At 36.9% G+C, this 18,209-nt stretch carries 20 protein-coding genes and 2 pseudogenes; 5 read left to right on the forward strand and 17 right to left on the reverse strand.

Going from position 1 to position 18,209, the window contains the following annotated elements; genetic code table 11:
• Positions 1-136 precede the first annotated feature (136 nt).
• The 7 genes from IPK35_23570 to IPK35_23600 form a co-directional block, all read right to left on the reverse strand.
• Positions 137-706: a hypothetical protein gene (locus tag IPK35_23570; GenBank protein ID MBK8056168.1), complete on the reverse strand. Its 570-nt coding sequence runs from the start codon at positions 704-706 to the stop codon at positions 137-139.
• 75 nt (positions 707-781) lie between these two features.
• Positions 782-1,351 carry a Crp/Fnr family transcriptional regulator gene (locus tag IPK35_23575; protein MBK8056169.1) on the reverse strand — a complete coding sequence of 190 codons (570 nt, stop codon included), beginning with the start codon at positions 1,349-1,351 and terminating at the stop codon, positions 782-784.
• A 2-nt stretch (positions 1,352-1,353) separates the two neighbouring features.
• Positions 1,354-1,926, reverse strand: coding sequence for a Crp/Fnr family transcriptional regulator (locus IPK35_23580; protein MBK8056170.1), 573 nt, complete (start codon positions 1,924-1,926; stop codon positions 1,354-1,356).
• A gap of 10 nt (positions 1,927-1,936) precedes the next feature.
• Positions 1,937-2,641 carry a hypothetical protein gene (locus IPK35_23585; protein ID MBK8056171.1) on the reverse strand — a complete coding sequence of 235 codons (705 nt, stop codon included), beginning with the start codon at positions 2,639-2,641 and terminating at the stop codon, positions 1,937-1,939.
• Positions 2,642-2,644: 3 nt separating this feature from the next.
• On the reverse strand, positions 2,645-3,025 hold the full coding sequence (locus tag IPK35_23590) for a hypothetical protein (GenBank protein MBK8056172.1): 381 nt from the start codon (positions 3,023-3,025) through the stop codon (positions 2,645-2,647).
• Between the two features lie 66 nt (positions 3,026-3,091).
• A complete protein-coding gene (locus IPK35_23595; protein MBK8056173.1) occupies positions 3,092-3,625 on the reverse strand; it encodes a GyrI-like domain-containing protein in 534 nt (177 codons plus the stop codon).
• Positions 3,592-3,933, reverse strand: coding sequence for a helix-turn-helix transcriptional regulator (locus tag IPK35_23600; protein ID MBK8056174.1), 342 nt, complete (start codon positions 3,931-3,933; stop codon positions 3,592-3,594). The genes IPK35_23595 and IPK35_23600 overlap by 34 nt, the downstream gene beginning before the upstream one ends.
• Positions 3,934-4,214: 281 nt before the next feature.
• Between IPK35_23600 and glpK the strand changes: the two are divergent.
• From glpK to IPK35_23615, 3 genes and pseudogenes are all read left to right on the forward strand, one after another.
• A pseudogene (glpK, locus tag IPK35_23605) lies at positions 4,215-5,699 on the forward strand (glycerol kinase GlpK).
• A gap of 10 nt (positions 5,700-5,709) precedes the next feature.
• Positions 5,710-7,218, forward strand: a complete 1,509-nt coding sequence (locus tag IPK35_23610; protein MBK8056175.1) for a glycerol-3-phosphate dehydrogenase/oxidase — start codon at positions 5,710-5,712, stop codon at positions 7,216-7,218.
• Positions 7,219-7,371: 153 nt separating this feature from the next.
• Entirely contained in the window at positions 7,372-8,079 is a 708-nt protein-coding gene (locus IPK35_23615) for an aquaporin family protein (protein ID MBK8056176.1), read from the forward strand.
• Positions 8,080-8,088: 9 nt separating this feature from the next.
• On the opposite strand, the gene queD is transcribed toward IPK35_23615, so the two are convergent.
• The 6 genes from queD to IPK35_23645 form a co-directional block, all read right to left on the reverse strand.
• Positions 8,089-8,538, reverse strand: coding sequence for a 6-carboxytetrahydropterin synthase QueD (gene queD / locus IPK35_23620; protein ID MBK8056177.1), 450 nt, complete (start codon positions 8,536-8,538; stop codon positions 8,089-8,091).
• 3 nt (positions 8,539-8,541) lie between these two features.
• Positions 8,542-9,918 carry a tyrosine phenol-lyase gene (locus IPK35_23625; GenBank protein ID MBK8056178.1) on the reverse strand — a complete coding sequence of 459 codons (1,377 nt, stop codon included), beginning with the start codon at positions 9,916-9,918 and terminating at the stop codon, positions 8,542-8,544.
• Between the two features lie 225 nt (positions 9,919-10,143).
• Entirely contained in the window at positions 10,144-11,067 is a 924-nt protein-coding gene (locus IPK35_23630; protein MBK8056179.1) for an alpha/beta hydrolase, read from the reverse strand.
• A 5-nt stretch (positions 11,068-11,072) separates the two neighbouring features.
• On the reverse strand, positions 11,073-11,402 hold the full coding sequence (locus IPK35_23635) for a hypothetical protein (GenBank protein ID MBK8056180.1): 330 nt from the start codon (positions 11,400-11,402) through the stop codon (positions 11,073-11,075).
• A 153-nt stretch (positions 11,403-11,555) separates the two neighbouring features.
• Complete coding sequence (locus IPK35_23640; GenBank protein ID MBK8056181.1) at positions 11,556-12,386, reverse strand: IS3 family transposase; 831 nt, start codon at positions 12,384-12,386, stop codon at positions 11,556-11,558.
• Between the two features lie 2 nt (positions 12,387-12,388).
• Positions 12,389-12,673: a transposase gene (locus tag IPK35_23645; GenBank protein ID MBK8056182.1), complete on the reverse strand. Its 285-nt coding sequence runs from the start codon at positions 12,671-12,673 to the stop codon at positions 12,389-12,391.
• 237 nt (positions 12,674-12,910) lie between these two features.
• Here IPK35_23645 and IPK35_23650 point away from each other — a divergent pair, with 237 nt between their 5' ends.
• Together IPK35_23650 and IPK35_23655 are read left to right on the forward strand one after the other, a co-directional pair.
• A complete protein-coding gene (locus IPK35_23650) occupies positions 12,911-13,273 on the forward strand; it encodes a MerR family transcriptional regulator (protein MBK8056183.1) in 363 nt (120 codons plus the stop codon).
• A 287-nt stretch (positions 13,274-13,560) separates the two neighbouring features.
• Positions 13,561-14,774: pseudogene (locus IPK35_23655) on the forward strand (IS256 family transposase).
• 599 nt (positions 14,775-15,373) lie between these two features.
• Here the strand turns inward: IPK35_23655 and IPK35_23660 are convergent.
• The 4 genes from IPK35_23660 to IPK35_23675 form a co-directional block, all read right to left on the reverse strand.
• Positions 15,374-16,408, reverse strand: a complete 1,035-nt coding sequence (locus IPK35_23660; protein MBK8056184.1) for a Fic family protein — start codon at positions 16,406-16,408, stop codon at positions 15,374-15,376.
• Between the two features lie 352 nt (positions 16,409-16,760).
• Complete coding sequence (locus IPK35_23665) at positions 16,761-16,973, reverse strand: type II toxin-antitoxin system RelE/ParE family toxin (protein ID MBK8056185.1); 213 nt, start codon at positions 16,971-16,973, stop codon at positions 16,761-16,763.
• Positions 16,974-17,027: 54 nt separating this feature from the next.
• Entirely contained in the window at positions 17,028-17,225 is a 198-nt protein-coding gene (locus tag IPK35_23670; protein ID MBK8056186.1) for a hypothetical protein, read from the reverse strand.
• A gap of 139 nt (positions 17,226-17,364) precedes the next feature.
• Positions 17,365-17,952: a transposase gene (locus tag IPK35_23675; GenBank protein ID MBK8056187.1), complete on the reverse strand. Its 588-nt coding sequence runs from the start codon at positions 17,950-17,952 to the stop codon at positions 17,365-17,367.
• Positions 17,953-18,209 lie beyond the last annotated feature (257 nt).

An 18,209-nucleotide genomic window follows, 5' to 3' on the forward strand; every position in this document is an offset into this window, starting at 1 on the left:
TACATTTCTGTATCTGTTTTTAATCGTCCTCCCCAAACAATGCTGTATGGAACGATTTTTAATAAAACACAAATGTGTAGAATTAAAAAAATAGATAAAACTATTATCAGTCCGTATTGAGCAAAATTTATCATAATTAGTACCAATTAAATCCAACTATAAACATATTTGAAATTCCTTCTCTTTGACCGCTATTTGGAAGATTCGATTTTCCAAGAAATATTCTGTACTGCAAGTCTAATGCAAAGCGTCCTTTTTTCCAAATTTCATAACCTGTTGCAAAAGTAAATGACGGTAAACCTGTATAAAATCCTGCTGTCTTTGGGTCTTTCACAGTATAAAATGCTGGTGCATCAAATGTCAAACCTGTCCCACCTAAAACCCACCAATTGTCTTTTACCCAATATTGCCCTGCAATAATAACGCCTTCAAAGCCCCTGGCTTTTCCATTGTATTTGTAGTTTGCCCCTGGCAATAATGCAAGCAAAGCAAGTTTTTTACTTGCCATAAAACCGACTTTAATGTTTGGTAAAGTTGTAGAAAAATTAACTTTGGTCGTATCATTTGTGTTTAGTGTTAATGCACCTGCTCCAAGTCCAACGCCAAATACAAAACCTTTCCGTTCAATAGGTTTCTTGTTTAAATTTGTTTGTGCAAATGTAAAATTTGCAACAAATGTCAAAGTAATGATTAAAATTTTACGCATCTCTTTTATTTTTAAATTGTTAAGATGCAAAGGTCTAAATTGCCTGTATATATGTCGTTACCATATGGTAAAAAATCAACTTGAAGGATTTTTTATTCTACTCAAACTTTGTGGTGTAATACCTAGATATGATGCAATATGTTTTTGAGCAATTCGTTGATGGATATTTGGAAATTTTGTTTGCAAAATGCGATAGCGTTCTTCTGCCGTTTTAGTTAATAATTCAATTTGTTGTTGTTGCTTTTCTACAAATGATGATTCAGCCGACATTTGCATTATTACTTGTCCAACTGATTTTCGACTTAAATTATAAAAATTAGCACTGGTAATTCTTATCATTTCGGATTTTTCAAGGGCAACAACTTCTAGTTCTGTTGGCTCTTTTGTAAGCAAAGACATATAATCACAACAAGCACTATTTTCAAAAGCAAAGTCGAGGCAAACAAAATTGTTTTCTTTCCACAAGAAAATTCCTGCACTTCCTTTAATGATAAAGTAAAAATATTTTTCTTTTGTGTTTTGTGGTTTTATTATTTCGTCTTTGACAAACGAAACTGGTTCGCAAAATTCAGCAAATTCTTTCCAGGCATCAATTGGTGCGTTGAAATATTTGTCAAACGATTTTTTTAAAATTTCTGCAAGCATAATTACATATTATTTTTTCTTAATCTGCTTAAATGTTGAGGCGAAATACCAAGATAGGAAGCTAAATATTGCAATGGAACAGTTTGGATAAGGATAGGATTATTTTTTAAAAGATATTGATAGCGTTCTTCTGCAGTATTATTTAAAAAAAGTGAAATTCTTTTTTCCATCATAATCGCTAAATTTTCTGCTGCCTTTCTTCCAAATTCTTGTGTAACAGGTACTTTATTATAAAGCATTTCAAGGTCTTGTTTTTCTATCACAAATATTTCAGTGGGAAGTATTGCTTGAATGTTTTCTATTGAAGGACTTCCTGACGTAAAGCTTGAAAAAGAAGTTACGAACTCGTTAGGTAATGAAAAATAACAAGTTGTATCTTCACCTTTATCATTTGGGTAATATATTCGCAACATCCCTGCTTTTATAAAAGCCACTTGATTACAATGTTTACCAATCTCTAGGAAATAATCGTCTTTCTTTAGCATCAATGGTTTGAACAACGACAACATAAAATCTAAATCTTCTTCGGTAATAGAAATAACATTCCTAATGGTTTGTTTTAAAGAAGTATTCATAACTATTGCATCAGTTTGTAAATATTAACGAATGAACAAAAATATCAATAAGAATTGGCTTACTTAAAATTTTATCCCCAAATCGTGGCGTTACAATTCGTCTTGAAGGAAGCAAAATTCCGTGAAAATCTTTATGTTCTGTAACTACATTTGCTGCTGTTGCTAAACTGCTAATTACTTCGGCAGTGTAATTGTGTTGTTTCAGCAAGCCTGTATTTATATCAAAGAAAAACTCTTGTACTTTACTATGGGTTGGAAAATTATCAGGAAATGTTGCAATTAGATGTCCTACACTTTTTTCAATCCAATGAATATTTTCATTCATCAATAAATTAGGCAAAGTAAAATAATTCCAAAAAGCATAATTGGCAAAGTAAGCCATATCCAAATCGTCCCAATAAAAAAGTCTGCGACCATAAGGGAAAAAGTTTCTTGCATTATTTCGTTGTGCAATTATTTCACCTCTATTATTTTCTAAATGCACATCGTTCCCATCCAAAACACCAGAAATAGTTTCATTTTTGCCAACGGGTGTAATTTTGGAAAAGGGTCTTCCTATTTCCATCTTTATTTTAGCAAGTTTAAAAAAAGGTCTCCTTTTTAAAGTAAAGGCTAGCCCATTCACAGACACTTCGGCCTCAATATACTTATGATCTTGCCAAAAATCTGCACCTCCGTATACGTCAATTGCTTTTTGTGCTGCATTACTCAACATTTTTTAAACTGTCATTTTTTTAATGATCCAACTTGCTATAAAAGCTTCTAGTAAACTTAATGGGATAGCAATTGGTAGGATTCCGAATGGCAAAACGCCCATATTGCCAATCACCAACCACATCAATACAAAGCCAATAAACCAAGCAAGAAAGGTTGTTTGTAACAACGTGAATTTTTTAGCAAAAATAAATATTGCTATCGCAAAACACAAAGACCAAATACCCCAAACAGCTCCATTGACAGGTTGCTCAGGAAATGTCATTCCTAAATTTTGGTAATGCTCAACCCAATAGGAGTGAACAAGGAAAGTGTTGCGAACAAATTCGGAAATACTAATCCAAATGGTTGATATTAGAATGGGTAAAATTGTTTTTTTTATCATTTGTTATTTATTTAACTTAAAAGGCAAAAATAATAAACTTTATTAATGTTTACCTATCCAATCTTGCTATTCTATTGGAATATGAATTAAGGTTAGTAAGTTATTTTTATTAGTGTCGTTTATACTGTTTAAAAATTCTTCAAAAATGGGTTCTTCCCGTAGGCGGTAATTTTGTTTGAAAATAAAATCTCTAAAAATTTGATTGTACACATCTGGTAAATATTTATAATCACCCTTATATAACACACATAAATATTTACCACCGCTAAATTGTTTTATTGAAAATTTATTAGTGTCGTTTATCGTTGTACTAATGGTAACACAAGCATCGTAACGAATATTACTTTCTTGGGTTATTGTTGGGTCATCCCAGTGAACCGCAATAGATTTCGTTTGTGTGTTAATAATTTTAAGTTGATAAGCAAATGATAATAAATCGGCCCAACCATCATACGTTTTTTTATCACCAACTATTCCTCTTACTTGATTGGAAAGTACCGTAAATGGCTTTATATTTTTTAGTTCAGAGGTAAGTGAAAAATCTCTTGTAGGTTTATGTGCTGTGTTTATATTAAAACTACCGCTATTGCTTTTCTTAATTCGGTAGGTGAAACCTTAAATGCTTTTTTGAAAGCTTTTGTAAAAGCAGTTGGTGTTTCGTATCCGATGGAATAGGCAATTTTTTCTATTGCATTGTCTGAATATTTTAAAAGTGTGGCTGCTTTCTCTAATTTGATTCTATTAATGTAAGTAGCAAGTGATTCACCTAAATAGGAAGTAATAATTCTATGGAAATGAAATTTGGAAAGAAAGGCCATATTAGCCAATTGCTCCAAATCTTGCTTTTCGTCAAGGTGGAAGTCGATGTATGACAGGACTTTATTTATTTTTTCTTGGTAGATGTTCATTTACGTTCAATTCATTAAAAGACAAAAGTACATATTTAATTTTCCTATTTATGGTGATGGGTGGGCTTGGGTATGTTGGGGTAAATTAAATGTGGTGCAAAAGCTTTGGTTTTACACACGTATTTCTTTATTTTTTATTACGTATTTCTTATAGACCTACCATGTATATCTTTTATGGAAATGCCTCCCGGCAAAAACCCAAGATTATTTTTTTAATGTGCATGTAATAAGAAATTGAATATCTCCATTATCTTTGGCTTGAATAAAAACCATATTCCATCATGAATTCTTACATCCTCTCTCTTGACCAGGGTACCACCAGCAGCAGGGCGATCATTTTTGATCACGCAGGCAATATCAAGGACGTAGCCCAAAAGGAATTTACTCAGATTTTTCCACAGGCAGGATGGGTTGAGCACGACCCCAATGAGATATGGTCTACACAGATAGGTGTTGCCGCTGAAGTGATCACAAAAGCCGGTATCTCAGTGGATCAAATTGCAGGTATCGGCATCACCAATCAAAGAGAAACCACAGTAGTCTGGGATCGGGATACCGGCGAACCCATCTACAATGCTATCGTTTGGCAGGACCGGAGGACAGCAGCATATTGTGATCAACTAAAAGCAGAAGGCAAAGCTGCATTGATACAACAAAAGACAGGTCTTGTCATCGATGCATACTTCAGTGCTACTAAAATAAAGTGGATTCTTGACAATGTGGAAGATGCCCGGGAAAAAGCAAAGAAGGGCAAACTGTGCTTTGGCACTATAGATACCTGGTTGCTGTGGAAACTTACCCAAGGCAAGATACACGCCACCGATGTCAGCAATGCATCCAGAACCATGCTCTGCAATATCCATACACTCCAATGGGATGGTGAGTTGCAGGATATATTCGACATTCCTGGCAATATGTTGCCACAGATCAGGAGCAGTAGTGAGATATACGGATAAACAGATCAGATTTTTACTTCAGCGCGGATACCGATCGCAGGCATAGCCGGAGATCAGCAGGCTGCATTGTTCGGACAGATGTGTATCGAGCCCGGCATGGTCAAAAACACTTATGGTACAGGTTGTTTTATGCTCCTGAATACCGGCGAAAAAGCAGTCATCAGCAAAAACAAGCTCCTAACGACCGTAGCATGGAAAATAGGTGATACCGTACATTACGCATTGGAAGGAAGCGTTTTTATTGCCGGAGCGGTAGTGCAGTGGCTGAGAGATGGACTTAAAATCATACGATCCTCCGATGAAGTAGAATCACTTGCCACTTCTGTTGATGGAAGTGACGGAGTATATATAGTACCTGCATTTACAGGCCTGGGAGCACCTTACTGGAATCAGCATGCGCGCGGTACAATATCGGGCGTGACCCGGGGCACTACCGCAGCACACATTGCCAGGGCTTCGATAGAAAGTATTGCTTATCAGACTCTGGACGTTTTGCAGGCTATGGAATCAGACGCCGGCATCCGGATCCGGGAACTGCGGGTAGATGGCGGTGCTACTGTCAATAATTTTCTGATGCAGTTTCAGAGCGATATGCTCCAATGCAAAGTGATCAGACCCGCTGTTACAGAGACCACGGCTCTTGGAGCGGCATATCTTGCAGGGCTTGCCACCGGATTCTGGAACAATATCGAAGAAATAAAACAGCAATGGCTGGCTGATACTACCTTTGTCCCCACCATAGACGAGGCGAAAAGAGCATCATTGGTGGACGGATGGAAAAAAGCCGTAAGGACTGCACAGACGGAATAAATGTCACTGTATGGACAGAAAAAAGCAGATACAACAACTTCAATCCGCAAGTCACTGGGATTTTATCATCATAGGCGGAGGCGCTACGGGGCTTGGTTCTGCGCTGGATGCTGCCAGCAGAGGTTACAAAGTATTGTGCGTCGAAAAATATGATTTTTCCAAAGGTACATCCAGCAGATCTACCAAGCTGATACACGGAGGTGTCAGGTATCTGGAGCAGGGTAATTTTAATATGGTCAAAGATGCCCTTCAGGAGCGTTGGTTTCTCTTAAATAATGCGTCAGACGCCACCAAAAAGCTGAGTTTTGTTTTACCTGTATATAGTTGGTGGAGATTTATATATTATGCTTTTGGCCTGATACTTTATGATATCCTTTCCGGAAAATTCAGCATCGGAAAGACCAGAATGATGAACAGCAGCGCCGTGATCAAAAAAATACCTGAAATCAATAAAAGATCGCTTGTAGGAGGTATCAGGTATTTTGACGGACAGTTTGATGACAGTCAGATATGTATTGCACTGGCTCGCACTGCCACAGATCACGGGGCAACGGTTATCAATCATATGTCTGTCCAATCATTTTTATATGATGGTAACCACAAAATACGCGGAGTTGAGCTTACCGATATGCTGAGTGGAGAAGTTTATACCCCTTCCTGTACCATTGCGATTAATGCGACGGGTGTTTTTTCAGATATAATCATGAAAATGGATAATCCCTCACATCATAATATCATCAAACCATCCAGAGGCATTCATATTGTGGTAAACAAAAGTTTTTATAGCAGCCCTCATGCTATGCTGATACCAAAAACAACTGATGGCCGCGTACTGTTTGCCGTGCCCTGGTATGATAAGGTGATCATCGGGACGACGGATACCAATACGGACAATATCTGCGAGGAGCCCAAAGCTGAAAAGGAAGAAATTGATTTTATTCTGAACAATTTTAATGCTTACATGCAGACACATATTGATTATGAAAACATCATATCTGTATTTGCAGGGTTGAGGCCACTGATCAAAAAACAAAATATCACATCCACTGCGGACTTAGTCAGAGATCATACTATCATTTTCTCCAAGTCAGGTTTGATTACCATCACAGGCGGAAAATGGACAACTTACCGTAAGATGGCCAGAGATGTGATCAATCTGGCACTTAAAACGCATACACAACTGCCATATGCACGTACCAAAACCCGGGCGCTGCACCTGAATGTTCAAAGGTCAGTTTCAGATGAGGATCATACAGATAGAATCCATCCCGATTATACATTTACAGTGGCCGATGTTTTATTTGCGATCAGACATGAAATGGCTTGTACACTGGAAGATATCCTGGCCAGAAGGATCAGATTATTGTTTTTGGATGCAAATGCAGCTTTGGTCGCTGCACCGAAGGTTTGCAAAATACTGCAATCTGAGACCGGAAAAGACGATGATTGGTTTGAGCATCAAATAGCTACATTTAAGACAGTTGCAGAAAACTATTGGTCTCAGTCTTCACAGACATAAAATCAATGTCGTTAAGATAAGACATCTTTATGAAGTCTTTCCCTTTCAAGGAAAAGATTTAGATAGGGTAAAAACAAAGAAAAATTCCTTATCTAAACGACATTGGACATAAAATTGTTAATTGTATTTTATTATTTTTAAAATCAAAACGATATGACAGCTTACATTTCTGAAATCATTGGAACAGCTTTATTGATCATACTGGGTAATGGAGTAGTCGCAAATGTGGTACTTAACAAAACCAAAGGCCATGGAAGTGGCTGGATAGTCATCACCTTTGGGTGGGCTATGGCAGTTTTTACCGGTGTTTTTGTTGCAGCTGCCGGCAGTGGCGCACACCTGAATCCTGCGGTGACCATAGCCATGGCATATTTAGGAAAAATAGAACTTAATCTGGTCCCGGGTTATGTTTTATCACAGTTTATCGGTGCTATGACTGGCCAGGTCATCGTTTGGCTGGCTTACAGAGGACATTATGACGAGACTTTGGATGCTGGTGCCATCAGGGCGACTTTCTGCACATCTCCTGCTATAAACAGTACATGGAACAATCTCATCACCGAAATCATCGGCACAGTAGTCCTGGTGTCCGGAGTTTTGTTTATGGCAGCACCTGCCGCTTCACTGGGAGCCATGGATGCGCTTCCGGTAGCCCTACTTGTGCTGGGTATTGGCCTTAGTTTAGGTGGTCCTACCGGTTATGCCATCAATCCTGCCAGAGATCTGGGCCCGAGAATAGTCCATGCCTTTTTGCCCATTCGGCACAAAGGGGATAATGAATGGTCATACAGCTGGATACCCGTAGTTGGTCCCATTATTGGCGCTCTGGCAGCAGCTTTGCTTTACAGCTTAATTTCCTAAATCAGCGCCTTAATCATTGGTCCATAAGGCATAAGACGTAGGTGTTTCATCCAGTCTGATGCTGTACAATTTTATACCTGATTCAAATTGGTCAACCAGTATATCTGCAAAATATAAAACCAAATTTTCGCATGTCGGCTGAAAGGGCAGAATCACTACCTTTTCAAACTGATTTAAAAAATCTTTATCATCCGAATATGGTGCATTTTGATTTAAAACCAGTGCATGGTCCAGTTTTTTAACAATGGCGTCATGCACGATCCTCTTCATGTCACCAAAATCCATGACCATACCGTCATCTGTAGATCCTGGCCGGCTTAAGGGATAACCTTCTACCGTTATTTCGAGATGGTAGGTGTGTCCATGTATGTTTTTACATTGACCATCATGGCCGTACAATGCATGGGCCATGTCAAAAGTAAATTTTTTAGTCAATTTTATTTTTCGGGAAGTCGGCATATTTCACAATTTCTTAAATCTTGCCTGGAAAAATCGCAGATATTTAGGTTCATAAACCATCTTAAGGCCTTTGATTTTGTGTCTTCGATCATATACATTGGCCACGGACTCAGCTATGACATCCATATGTGCCTGAGTGTAAACACGTCTGGGCATGGTAAACCTGACGAGTTCAAGTTTGGGATAATAATTGGTACCGTCAGGTTTTCTGCCTGCCGAAACGATACCTCTCTCCATCGTCCTGACTCCGGAATCGATATAGACTTCTGCTGCCAGACACTGTGCCGGAAACTGATCCTGAGTAAGGTGCGGTAAAAACTCTCTGGCATCAACAAAGATACCATGCCCACCTATCGGCAACACTATGGGTATGTTAAATTCCATCATTTTATGGCCAAGGTAATCAACCTGACCTACACGTGCGTGCTGGTGATTGTCATCGAGGCTTTCTTTGATCCCAACAGCTATAGCTTCCATGTCCCGGCCTGCCAAACCACCATATGTGTGCAATCCTTCATACACTACCACCAGATTTCTGGCTTCTTCATATACATCCCACTCATTGGTAGCCATAAAACCACCTATGTTGACCAAAGCATCTTTTTTGGCAGACATGGTGGCACCGTCTGTATACGAACATATCTCTTTGACTATTTCCATGACAGATTTGTCTTCGTAGCCTTTTTCGCGTTGCTGAATGAAATAGGCATTTTCAGCTACCCGGGTCATATCGTGGATGATACGAATACCGTGTTTTTGGGTATAAGCGCGGAGTTCTTTTAGGTTGGCCATGCTGACAGGCTGGCCACCGGCCATATTGACGTTGGTAGCGATGCTGATGTAGGGTATTTTTTTTGATCCGTGTTTTTTTACAATCGCATCAAGTTTTTCAAGATCGACATTTCCTTTGAATGGATAAAGGCTCTTTGAATCATGCGCCTCATCGATGATGATATCTGCAAAAGTACCACCTGCAAGCTCCTGATGCAATCGCGTAGTGGTAAAGTACATATTTCCGGGTACGATATCGCCGGGTTTTATCAGGATTTTTGACAGTATATTTTCAGCGCCTCGGCCCTGATGGGTTGGAATGATGTATTTGTATCCATAATACTTTTGTATGGCTTTTTCCATATTGTAAAAGCTCTTGCTTCCTGCATAAGCTTCATCTCCGGTCATGAATGCTGACCACTGGAGATCGCTCATAGCATTGGTGCCGCTGTCAGTCAGCAGATCGATATATACATCTTCGGCTTTAAGCAGAAAAGTGTTGTAACCAGCTTCTTTGATAGCTTTTTTACGGTCTTTTTCACTGGTCATTTTGAGCAGTTCGACCATTTTTATTCTGTAGGGTTCTGCCCAAGATCTTTTATGGTTCATTTGGATATTATTTGGTTCGAGATCAAAACAGTTTTTGGCATGACAAATGTAGGCAAGAGGTCATCAACTTTTCAAAAGGCGGCTGATGACTTTGATCAGATTTTCTGATGATAATAATTAGGGCTGGGATCAATTCACAAAAATAATTGACAAAGGCAGGCTTTGAAAATCACATTTTCAAATTGCCTTACTTTTACCAATACACTTTAACTGCTCTTATTTTTGTCATTCAAACGCATTTATTAATGCAGTTACTCTTCTTTGAATACTGTCTTGTGTAATGCTACTTTTTTCAATGATGTCGTATGCGTGAATTGTGCCTTTTGTTTGGTTCAATTCTACTTCTATGTTTGTGTCAGTTAATTTTTGAGCATATAATATGGCTTCGTCTCGTAAGCAGTCAAATTCAGCAGTTTCAATGTATGCAGGTGGCAAACCTTTTAAGTCAGTCCTTTGTAATGCTGAAACATACTTGGGTAAATGAGTTCTGTCTTTGCCTTTTAAATAAACGTCCCACATGAGTTTTGAGCTTGGTGCATTCCAAAGTGGTGTGTCTTGAAATTCCTGCATCGATTTGGTGCTTAACGTATGGTCGCAAACTGGATAAACCAACAATTGAAAACACAATTTTATTTCTTGTCGGTCTACTGTCATTTGTGCAATACAAGCCGCTAAGTTTCCACCTGCACTATCGCCACCTATTGCAATTTTTCCTTTGTCAATTCCAAGTGATGCTACATTGTCGTTTGTCCATTTTAAGGCTGCATAACAGTCTTCCAAACTTGTCGGAAATGGATTATTCAAACTCACTCTGTAATGAGGAAAAACGACAATACAATTTGCTTTTTCAGCATATGCAAACATCATTTTTTTATGTGCCTGCGCCGCTTCTATAAAAAAGCCACCACCGTGACAATACACCAAACAAGGTGCATTGGCTTGAATATTTTTTGGCTTGAAAACCAATACGTCAATGTCTTTATTCTCAAAGCCTTTTATTTGATGGGAAGTTACCTCAATGTTTTGCGGAGCTTTAGTGGAATTAAAATGCCATTTAAACAAGGCATTGAATGCCGGTACCATCCATTTCTTTGTATTTGGAACAAAACGTAGGAAAGTAAAATCTTTATGAATGTTGTATTTTGGCATAATGATTATTGCATTAATGTTGAAAGAAAACCAATAGTAAGTAGCGTTTCTACCACTGTTGAAACCAAGATTCCTTTGCTCACTTTACCATTTTTTAGCTCGAATAAGCCCATAATAGCTAAAAGCCCTGTGATTACTGCACCACCAATAGCAATGGCTTCTGTGGTTGGCATACTGGTTCTTGCTAAAAACATCATTGTAGAAAGTCCTAAATAAACCGCCCCAATTCTATGGGACATTACTTTGGCTTCATCGGGTGCTTGCATTCCCCATTGTTTCAGCATGAAAGCGCTAGAAAATAAAAATCCAAAACCTAAGCCTATAGCTACCCCCAATGTTCGGACAGTTTAATCTTAATTTATAATAAATATATTATTATTTATTATTATATGTTTCTTTTCTTTTTTGTTACTTTTTTTTCTTTTCTTTGTTAACAAAACAAAGATATGTGGATAACTCTTAGAATGCCTTATTTTGCTCATTTTATTTTATTTGTTTTTTTGTTGGTATTGTGAATAAGGTGTGCAATAGTTTAATGACTCATGCCTTCTTTCCATATTGTAATAATTCATATATGTATCAATTCCTTTATATAATTCCTTCCCATCACTTGTCGGATTCAAATACACGTGTTCATACTTTAGTGTCCGCCAGAATCGCTCTATAAAGATGTTGTCTATGGCCCTGCCTTTGCCATCCATACTCAGTTTGATACCATTGTCCAGTACCGTGGCAGTGAACTCAGCAGCCGTAAACTGTGACCCCTGATCTGTATTAATTATTTGCGGTATTCCCCAACGTGTTATACTATTCTGAACTAGACCAGCACACCAAGTCGCATCCATCGTGTTGGATATATCCCAGCTTAAAATAAAGCGACTGTGCACATCTATAACGGCCATCAGATACAAATAACCGTACAGCATCGGGATATAAGTGATGTCGGTAGCCCATACTTGATTAGGATTGGTAATTTCCACATTCCTAAGCAAATAGGGATACACAGCATGTTCAGGATGCCGTTTCGAAGTATGTGGACCTGGTACTATGGCTCTAAGTCCCATCAGATTATAATACAGACGTTCTATTCGTTTTATATTGATCTGGTAGCCTTTGTCCATCTTCAGCCATATATACATCCGTGGCACGCCTTTGTATGGATGCAGCAGATAGTGCTCATCCATGAGCCGCATGAGCTCCAGATTCAGTGCAGCTTCCGCTATTGGAGTATAATAGTAAGTACTTCGGTTTATACCAAGCAATTTGCACTGGTGCGAAATACTTATCCCGGGATGATCCTTTTGAATTAATGGCAGCATGTTCAACCCAGTCTCTTTAAACTTTTTTTTAAAAAGTCAATTTCAACCTTCTGTTCCCCGATTGTCCTTAATAGTTCATCCCGATCCGTTGGCACAGATTCTGTGGTCTTGGAGGTACTTTTTTCGAAAACCACCGATGCGTTACTCAGAAATTCTTTCTTCCATGTCGAAATTTGAGTAGGTGCAACCTGATGTCTTTGAGCTAACTCAGATAAGCTGTATCGCTCACTAAGAGCCTCTAAAACCACCTTGCTCTTAAATACTGATGTTAATTTTCTCTTTGTCATAAACAGCAAATTTAGTGTAAAAAAATTTATTTAACTTGCTGTCCGATTTTTGGGGGTAACTATAGCCTAAGGTGGCTATTGCAGCAATTAATGCGATTGTTGAAAATGTCATATTTTTATTATTTTTTAAATTTTTAGCAAAAATATGTTCAATATTTCAAACATACAACATTAGAGTATAGTCTATACTTGCAATTTATTTTTAAATATTGTAAATTTGCTCCAAATTCCTATCAGATGTTAATAAATGAACTCTCAAAGCGAACGGGAATTACCGCCCATACCATTCGATTTTATGAAAAGTCGGGATTGATAAAAGGTAAACGGCTTGAAGATGTCAAGTCAAACAATTATTTTCATTACGATGAAGAAACGGTTGAAAAGTTAAATCTCATCAAAGGGGCAAAGTCCATTGGTTTTACCATTAGTGAAATTGCCAACTTAATTGATGCTTGGTATAATAAAAAATTGTCTGCAGAAGATAAGTTGTCTGTCTGCGATGAAAAGTTATTGTCCATCGAAAATAAAATCAAAGAGTTGAAGCAGATGCAGAAACTTCTAAATCAATTGAGGAAAAACATCATTTCGTCAAAGTGTTGATGTATAAAAGTTACATGCATTATGATTAGGCAGGTTTAGGAAAGTTAAAACAATGGTCAAGCTTTAGATAGGATTCGTAAAAAATAGGAGTGCAGTCTTTAATTAAAAGATGTGCAATGAAAGTAGGGAAAACTTCTAATATAGGGAGTGTAAGAAAGATTGTGTAAACTAGTATCAAGGAGTTAGGCTTCCATCTGTGGGGGGTACCCCCCACAGATGGAAAATTTTTTAATATGTTTGTGCGACCAAGTACAGACACATTTTTTAACCTAACAAATTTAATAGTTATGCAAAGTAACAAATTTAATCTTAATCTCTCTGAATTTCTTCAGGATGTCAAGTCTCTTAATGATTTTGACAATGTTATGAATGGTCTTTACAAAGATGGCATTCAAGAACTTTTTAAAAGCTGAACTAAGTCATCATTTAGGCTATTCAAAACACTCGCCCGATGGGATTAATTCAGGTAATTCCCGGAATGGGTCTTATAAGAAAAAGATACGCACTACACAAGGACAGGTAGAGTTGGATATTCCACGGGATCGTAACGGTGAATTTGAGCCTATCATTGTTCCCAAGGGCCAAACTACCACTGAGAAAGTAGAATCTGTCATTACATCTCTTTACAGTAGAGGTATGAGCACTGATGACATAACAGCTCAAATTCAGGAAATTTATGGCTTAGACGTTTCTAAAACCTTTGTTTCAGATATTACAAACAAAATGATTCCGGCTATCCAGGAATGGCAAAACAGACCTTTGGATAATACTTATTACATCGTTTGGATGGATTGTATTTGTTTTAAAATCCGGCAGGATAATAAAATCATCAACAAGAGTATTTATATCGTTATAGGACTGAAAACCAATGGGATCAAAGAAGTTTTGGGCATCTGGATGAGCGCCAACGAGTCTGCCGCGTTTTGGCTTTCTGTCTTAAATGAGCTCAAAGACAGGGGCGTTAAAAAGATGCTCATTGCATGCACTGACAATCTTACAGGATTCACTCAGGCCATTCAAACTGCTTTCCCCGATACCGTATCCCAGCTTTGTATCGTTCATCAAATCAGAAACTCTATGAAGTTTGTCCCATGGAAAGATAGAAGGGCCTTCCTGGCTGATTTAAAAAACTGTTTATGCCGCTTTAAATATGGAAACTGCTCTCATTGCTTTTGAAGCTTTTAAAGCAAAATGGGGGTCTAAATATGCCTATGCCATTAAAAGTTGGGAAGCAAACTGGTCAAATCTATCTCCCATGTTTCAGTATCCTACTAACATTCGTAAAATTATGTATACCACTAATACCATTGAAGGCCTCAACAGAGCCATCAGAAAATTTACCAAAACCAAAACACTTTTTCCAAATGATCAGGCAGCCTTGAAATCTGTATATCTTGCTATTCAGCAAATTCAAGTTAAATGGACAATGCCAATTCATAACTGGCATATTACTCATAATGAAATTTTAATTATCTTTGAGGATAATTTGATTCAGCCATAATTCTTTGAAGTTTTGTTTACACAAAATATTTTACAGCCTCCTAATATAAAAAAACTTAGGGAAGAGTTTAAATATTTTATTGAAATCAATTTTGATGAACATTTGGTTTACTCATTAATTTTTGAGAAAACGCAATCTATGACCTTACTTCGATGTCTATCCAAATGTTCGAATTCTCTAACTACGATCCCACACATCAAGCATCCCGCTAAAGCTGGGCAAGTTACATAATGCATTGACTACAGATTTTAATAAAATTGTACCTTCACAATAAATCTTATTATCATCAACGCATGGTCATAAAATGATCAATCAGATGTTGAATTTAAATCTATCAGGCACTAGACTGATTCATAAATAATATGATCGCAGTTGCATTTATCTGCTTTCAGCAGGTAGAAACTGGAACCATCGAGAGTCAGTTATAGATCATTTGGTTTAGTAAGCACAAGTTACAAATAGTATCAAACTTTAGCATGATTCATCAAGCTTTAGCATGACTTACGCTGGCAAGGATTGTTTTCGAAGATGACTATCCTATATGCTGTATCATCAAGTGATTTCGGCTCCGTGCTTGCTCTCAATCACCATCGGTTATTTCAAAAATAAGTTTTAACTGCAAATTCATATTGCGCAATAAATATTCTTTTAAATGCTGCAATAGTATTTTGCTCATAAAATAATAACATTGCTTTTTTATACATAATGGAATCAACAGTCCTGAAAGATAGTGGGCAATGACCATTGTCCATCAATATAGCATTACAAACAATCCTGGCCGTCCTTTTATTGCCATCTGCAAAAGGTTGAATATAAGATATTAGTAATAACACCAGCATTGCTTTCTCAAACACATTTGTTTTATTATTTAATACATCGCAAACCAACCCTAAGGCTTCTTTTATCTGAAAATCATTGTCCAAAGGTTGATAATTTGTGCCAGAAATGCCAACTCTTCGATTACGAATGTTTCTGTCAACATTAAGCTCTTTTACCAGCAAACTATGTATGTCTTCAATTTTGGAAATGCTTAATGGCGTTACATAAAGTTTGTTGCCTATCAAAAAGTCAATGGTTGCTTTATGATTGAGCAACATCACTGCTTCTTCTTTGGTTTTGCCATGTGCAGTTTGTTTATCTTTTAATAGTATTTCCGTTTCTAACAATGAATAGGTATTGCCTTCTATTTGAGATGACTTCCAACTTAAATCAATCGCTAAACGCTCCATTTCTTTGTTATATTCATTAGCGCTTAAACTTTGAATATTTAATTCATATTTTTTTTGATATTGCTGCAATAGCGTATTTTCTTCAGCAGTAAAAAGTGAAAGAGTAGGTAATATGTTTGTCACCAAAACCCAATTGAATTGTCTTTTTATCTTTCTTTCATCTATTTCAAGAAAAAAGTATTGATCCAAATCTGTTGGTATAAATAGGTCGTAAGAGGGGTGAATACTATATTTAGAAGACTTGCCTTTTCCTGATAATAAAATCTTATTTTCAGCTATAAGCGTAGCTAAATTTCTTTTTAAAGTGGCTAAGCTAAAATGCGATACTAACTTTTCGATTAACTTAGCAGAAGAAGCAGTATGCAGCTCTTGAATAGCTGCGATGATTAGGTCTTTATTATTCATATTCATAATTAAAGCTCACGTTTTTACAATATACGGCTCAAAATTAGACAATTTGAGCCGTATATTCAAATTGTTTTGAGCCGTATTGAAATATTGTTGCCCCGATGGTCGCAGTATTCATCTGCGATGTACTATTTTATGAATCTTTACCCCGATCGTCGCAGTAACGCCACGGTGTCACAAGTTATGCAACTGCGATGCACTATTTTACGAATCTTTACCCCGTAGGATAAATATCCAAAAGGTTAATTCAATACGCCCCTTACTTAACTATTTGATGCTAAGTTTTGTGCTTTAATTTTTTATTATTTGTGTTGACGAATTAAAAATTCATAAATAAGCGTCGAGATTGCTATGGAAACATTTTATAAATATCCTTACGATGAGCAATTATAATAAAACGTATAACATTGACATTAATTATCTCAAACCCAATTCTATAATCTCCTAGTCTAAGGCGATAATAATTAGTGAAACCTGAAAGTTTTCTCACATTTGGTATTTTATCTAAATTAGGCGATGTTTCACAGGTAAATATGATTTGTTCAATCTTTGTATAGATCAACTTGTTCTTTATTTTTTTCTAATGACTTTTCAAAAGATTTATCAAACTCGACAATCATCTGAGCTTTAATTTATTCAATATTGTTTCTTTGTTCACAGTCTCATTTGTTTTCACTTCATCCATCATAGTTCCCAAAGCAATATCTTCATATTGCTCATCTTTAAGGTCCAGCACACTGCCTCCTAGCTTTTTAGCAAGCTCAGAAAGAATCTTATTACTTTTTTTATCTGCACGAATTACTATTGCGGCCATTTTTTTAAAGACAAAATTAAGAAATTAATTATTAACTAAACCATAAAATATTTTTTTAATCCAAAATTCATTTTACAAACCAAAGTTTGCTACCCGCTGCTGGCGCAAGTTTGTAACTTGTGCCTTTACTCTACACCTATCAATAACTAAACACATAACCTTCAAGACTCATAGGTCTTTCTAAAATCTCTACATCCAAAACACCATTTATTCCTAAATAATCTCTTGCACTACTATGTAAATAATGGTCGGGTTCGCTCACTATACCTGCCACAACAGGGTTATTATGCACATAATCTATCTTTTGAAACGTAACAGCAGGACTAAAAAGTTCAATAGGATGATTGTCTTGTTGCCAAAATTGATATACCTTATTGTTGCTTTTGTTTTGACCAGCGTTTCTGAAAATGCTCATCATCCACTCTTTTCTACTTTCAGATGGATTGTTTTCAATAGCTTCGATAAGGTTTTTAGAAGTAAATTTTTTGAGATCACGCAAAATATCTGAATGACTGTATTGACCTGATCTAGAAAATACCAAATGTGCATGATTGCTCATCAAGCACCAAGCATGGAGATTTAATCCTTTATTTTGTTGACAATATCTTACACTCTCAATAAATATTTCCATATAGGTGAGCCTGGTAAAAACATCTACCCATGATACCGTTGCAAAACTTACAAAGTATATACCATTAGTATCTATAAACTTGTACTTAGTACTCACTCTCTTTTATAATTAGGCCGTATATAGAGATTATCAAAATTCTTACCAAAAAAGTTTATGGCACGAGTTGCAAACTCGCGCCAGCAGGGGATAAAATCTCCGAGCAATACCAACTATTTTGTCATATTCTCATTCGAATAAAGTCCAATGCGTAATCTGGGTTAAAACGATAATAACTGTTACGCTAACCACGAAAAGAAAATAGTTTTAGTTATTTACCCCGATCGTCGCAGTAACGCCACGGCGTCACAAGTTTT

The sequence above is a fragment of the Saprospiraceae bacterium genome (genome assembly GCA_016713025.1).
GTDB lineage: Bacteria > Bacteroidota > Bacteroidia > Chitinophagales > Saprospiraceae > OLB9.

Coding starts and splice junctions, on each gene's coding strand:
- IPK35_23645 (MBK8056182.1), bottom strand. CDS start 12,673: ATGACAAAGAGAAAATTAACATCAGTATTTAAGAGCAAGGTGGTTTTA.
- IPK35_23610 (MBK8056175.1), top strand. CDS start 5,710: ATGGACAGAAAAAAGCAGATACAACAACTTCAATCCGCAAGTCACTGG.
- IPK35_23625 (MBK8056178.1), bottom strand. CDS start 9,918: ATGAACCATAAAAGATCTTGGGCAGAACCCTACAGAATAAAAATGGTC.
- IPK35_23570 (MBK8056168.1), bottom strand. CDS start 706: ATGCGTAAAATTTTAATCATTACTTTGACATTTGTTGCAAATTTTACA.
- IPK35_23650 (MBK8056183.1), top strand. CDS start 12,911: ATGTTAATAAATGAACTCTCAAAGCGAACGGGAATTACCGCCCATACC.
- IPK35_23580 (MBK8056170.1), bottom strand. CDS start 1,926: ATGAATACTTCTTTAAAACAAACCATTAGGAATGTTATTTCTATTACC.
- queD (MBK8056177.1), bottom strand. CDS start 8,538: ATGCCGACTTCCCGAAAAATAAAATTGACTAAAAAATTTACTTTTGAC.
- IPK35_23585 (MBK8056171.1), bottom strand. CDS start 2,641: ATGTTGAGTAATGCAGCACAAAAAGCAATTGACGTATACGGAGGTGCA.
- IPK35_23615 (MBK8056176.1), top strand. CDS start 7,372: ATGACAGCTTACATTTCTGAAATCATTGGAACAGCTTTATTGATCATA.
- IPK35_23590 (MBK8056172.1), bottom strand. CDS start 3,025: ATGATAAAAAAAACAATTTTACCCATTCTAATATCAACCATTTGGATT.
- IPK35_23640 (MBK8056181.1), bottom strand. CDS start 12,386: ATGCTGCCATTAATTCAAAAGGATCATCCCGGGATAAGTATTTCGCAC.
- IPK35_23670 (MBK8056186.1), bottom strand. CDS start 17,225: ATGGCCGCAATAGTAATTCGTGCAGATAAAAAAAGTAATAAGATTCTT.
- IPK35_23630 (MBK8056179.1), bottom strand. CDS start 11,067: ATGCCAAAATACAACATTCATAAAGATTTTACTTTCCTACGTTTTGTT.
- IPK35_23575 (MBK8056169.1), bottom strand. CDS start 1,351: ATGCTTGCAGAAATTTTAAAAAAATCGTTTGACAAATATTTCAACGCA.
- IPK35_23600 (MBK8056174.1), bottom strand. CDS start 3,933: ATGAACATCTACCAAGAAAAAATAAATAAAGTCCTGTCATACATCGAC.
- IPK35_23660 (MBK8056184.1), bottom strand. CDS start 16,408: ATGAATAATAAAGACCTAATCATCGCAGCTATTCAAGAGCTGCATACT.